The sequence below is a fragment of the Polyangium fumosum genome (assembly GCF_005144585.1).
GTDB lineage: Bacteria > Myxococcota_A > Polyangia > Polyangiales > Polyangiaceae > Polyangium > Polyangium fumosum.
The window spans coordinates 1-3747 of record NZ_SSMQ01000168.1 but is presented as its reverse complement, the minus strand read 5'-3'; the positions used below and the strand labels follow the sequence as shown (position 1 = coordinate 3747).

2 protein-coding genes and 1 pseudogene are annotated in these 3747 nt (G+C 60.0%); all 3 read left to right on the top strand.

The window, feature by feature from the left end:
- On the top strand, positions 1 to 2027 hold a 2027-nt coding region (locus E8A74_RS51495), incomplete at its 5' end, for an RHS repeat domain-containing protein (protein WP_136936560.1).
- Positions 2028 to 2047: 20 nt separating this feature from the next.
- Positions 2048 to 2320: a hypothetical protein gene (locus E8A74_RS51490; protein ID WP_136936559.1), complete on the top strand. Its 273-nt coding sequence runs from the start codon at positions 2048 to 2050 to the stop codon at positions 2318 to 2320.
- Positions 2321 to 2511: 191 nt separating this feature from the next.
- Positions 2512 to 3747 (top strand): annotated as a pseudogene (locus E8A74_RS51485) (SpvB/TcaC N-terminal domain-containing protein); the annotation flags it as partial.

The following is a 3747-nucleotide window of genomic DNA, read 5'->3' as shown; positions in this document are numbered from 1 at the left end:
ACCTGGCGCAGGAGGAGCTCTACCACAACAGCGAGTTGGTCGAGCCGGTCTGGAAGTACGAGTACGATGCGATCTACCGGCTGATCGAGGCGACGGGGCGGGAACATTCGGGGCAGAATGCGGATATTCAGCAGGATCAGAATGGATTCCCGCTCGTGAATGCGGCCAATCCGAATGATCCGCAGGCGATGCGGAACTACGCCGAGAGCTTCGAGTACGATGCAGTCGGCAACATCTTGAAGATGATTCATGCCGCGCAGGGCAGCACGGGGAGCTGGACCCGGCGGTACGACATCGAGACGATGAGCAATCGGCTGCTCGGGACGAGCTTACCGGGGGATGATGAGGCCGAGTTCTCGGCGACGTATACGTACGACGAGCACGGGAGCATGACGTCGATGCCGCATCTGGATGGCATCGAGTGGGATTTCAAGGACCAGAAGCGTGAAGTCGACAAGGGCGGCGGGGGGACGGTCTACGTCACGTACGATGCTGGTGGGCAGCGGGTGCGGAAGGTTTGGGAGCATAGCGGTATTGTCGAGGAGCGGATCTACCTCGGGGGCTTCGAGGTTTACCGGAGGCATGAGCTCGGGAGTGTCGTGCTGGAGCGGGAGACGCTCCATGTGATGGATGATGCTCGGCGGATTGCGATGGTGGAGACCAAGACGGTCGACACGAACGCGCCGCCGTTCACGCCGACGCCGAGGCTCCGGTATCAGTTTGGCAACCATCTGGGCTCCGCTTCCCTAGAAGTCGACGAGGCCGGCTTGGTCATCGGCTATGAGGAATACCACCCCTACGGGACGACGGCCTACCACGCAGCGGTGAGCGGGGTGGAAGTTAGCGCGAAGAGGTACAGGTACACGGGCAAGGAGCGGGATGAGGAGACGGGGCTGTATTACCACGGGGCGCGATACTATGCGCCGTGGCTAGGGAGGTGGACAAGTGCGGATCCGGCGGGGATGGTGGACGGTGCGAACTTATATGAATATGTTCGCGGAGCTCCCACGCGCCTAGTTGATAGCACTGGGAATGGTGGGGAAGAAGCCACGGACATTGATGGTCTATTCCTCTGGCTGAGGGGCATGCGTCATAAGCTATCTGCGGAAATGTTCGCTCGCCTTATTGGAGCGAACGAGGTAAAACTGCACCCGTTATTGTCCGAGTATGGTTATCAGGGCTCCAAGGCGAAGCCGGAAGACACCGTGAGGGACTTCGACCGAGCATTCGCAAGTTGGTCGAAATTGGCTTCGGAAGCAAATTCACGGGATGGGTTCACTGGACCTTCAGCTCCGGGTGACGCGCAAGCGCGACAGCGAATGTGGCAAGTCGCAGCGAGCAATCCAATCGCGGCTGCCTTCATAGGGACGGGTGCATTTATATCTGAGACAGTTGGAAAAACATTCGGATTCGAGCAGGATCCGAACATGGCAGCTGCCGGCGCGGAAGTCACAACTCAAATAGTGCATAGTACTGGCGGAGCCGGAGTCAACCGAGCCACCCAGAAGAAGCCGAACGCTCGGACTCAGACTCAGGCTAAACCAGTCCCGAAGGGATTGCTACGAGCCAGAACCATTGCGGGTGGCAAGACCATTGTCTCTCCAAGCGAGCGGCCCATTGTAACGCTCGGGGAGGGTGAGTCAGCCGTTGTGGTGTCCGAACTGCCCGGCGAACGCGGTATGTTTGTACCCCGAAGGCTAACGGATGTCGAAATGAGGGCTCTCCAAAAGGAGTTCGGCTTAGAATTTGCGCTGATTTACAGGACCGGCCAGGGGAAAGGAGGGGGTGGAGGTACATATTGGTTATATTCGGGAAAGAGAGCGGAACTCACATTCCCTATACTTCCGAATGTTCGACTCATTAGCCACACCCATCCACCGGAGGGGGTTTACGGTCCGAGTTCCGAGGATGTCGACACCATAAAGCAACTACGAAAGGCAGGATCGCCTCAGTTTAGATCGAATGTGGTGGAGCACGATGGTGAAGTTCTACGATTCGGCGTTCCACGGCCGAAGAAAGCGAACTAAATGATATGGATGATGAGGGAATGGAACGTAGGTTGAAGGAATACGAGAGATTGTGGACCACAGACAAGGAAGACTATGTCCTCTCGGGAGACGAATCGGACATTCGTGCAGGGGTTAGCTGCGCCATCATCGATATGCGAACAAACTCGATACTACTCATCGAAGACGGTGAGCTGGCCAGGACCGTAAAGGAGAAGATGCTCGCTGCTGGTGTTCAGGTCGGAGACCCTCACGATATCAACCTTCGGAAAGAGTATATCAAACGTCGACTCGGCGTAACACGCAAAAGATAACACTGCGCCTCGGCACAGGGGTGACAGATACAGGCTACTGTCACCCCATGCGTCCAAGACCGCTTGCGATAGTGCCAGGTAGGTCCATTCGCTCCGTCCCCTCGCAACCGCCCCGCAGCGTCAATGGGCCACGGCAAGGTAGTTGTTCTCCTACAAGGTGGCGCTATAAGGTGACGCCCAACGGCACCACGATGCAAGAGCGTCTGGTCGAGCAGGTTCGGCAGATTTATTACAACAGCACGACGCTGTCCGGGTCTTCCCTCGCGGCGCTGCCCCTCGGTACCATCGACGCGCTCGCGCTGCCTTACGAGACATACGCGCTTGCCTTCACTCCTGGGCTCTTGACCGCGGCTTATGGCACGCGCGTGACCTCGACCATGCTCACCGAGGGCGGGTACATCGAGGAGAACGACGATTCTTGGGTGCGAACCGGCCGCCAGGTGTTCGACCCGGACAAGTTCTACTTGCCGGTCGAGATCCTGGATCCGCTCAGCAATTCCACGACCATCACGTACGACACTTACAATTTGCTCGTGACATCTGCCGAGGACGCGCTCGGCAATACTGTCACCGCGACGAACGACTACCGCGTCCTCGGGCCCACGCTCGCCACCGACCCGAACGGCAATCGCAGCGCCGTGAAGCTCGACGAGCTCGGGATGGTCGTGGTGACGGCCGTGATGGGCAAGGTCGGCTCGAATGACGGAGACACACTGGAGGACCCAACCACGACGTTCGAGCACGATCTCGACGTTTGGCGCACGACGGGCAAACCCAACGTCGCGCATGCGGCCGCGCGCGAGCGGCACGGGGATGCGCTGACGCCGTGGCAGCACAGCTACACGTACCTCGACGGGCTCGGGCGTGAGATTCTGAAGAAGGTGCAGGCCGAGCCCGGTCCTGCGCCGGTGCGGGACGAGAACGGGGGGCTTGTCAAGGACGAGAACGGCGCGGTAGTGTTGGCCACCGCCTCGCCGCGATGGGTGGGCACGGGGCGCGTGGTCATTGACAACAAGGGCAATCCCGTCAAGCAGTACGAGCCGTTCTTCACGGCCACCCACGAATACGAGGACGAACAGGAGCTGGTCGAATGGGGCGTGACGCCGATCCTGCGTTACGACCCGCTCGGCCGGCTCATCCGAACGGACCTGCCGAACGGGACGCATTCGCGCGTGACGTTCACGCCCTGGGAGCAGGCGAGCTGGGACGGGAACGATACGGTGCTGGAGGCGGGCAATCCCTGGTATGCCGCGAGGCAGCCGAGCGCGACGCCGACGCCTTCCGCGCAGGAGCAGCGGGCGGCGGAGCTGACCGAGGAGCATGCGGAGACGCCGGCGCTGGTGCATTTCGATGTGCTGGGCAGGCCGGTGCGCGGGGTCGAGGACAACAAGACCGCAGGGGTGTACACGACGAAGGCGGTGCTCGAT

Excerpts from the sequence above, each read along its gene's own strand:
- E8A74_RS51490 (WP_136936559.1), top strand. The coding sequence starts at position 2,048 with ATGGAACGTAGGTTGAAGGAATACGAGAGATTGTGGACCACAGACAAG.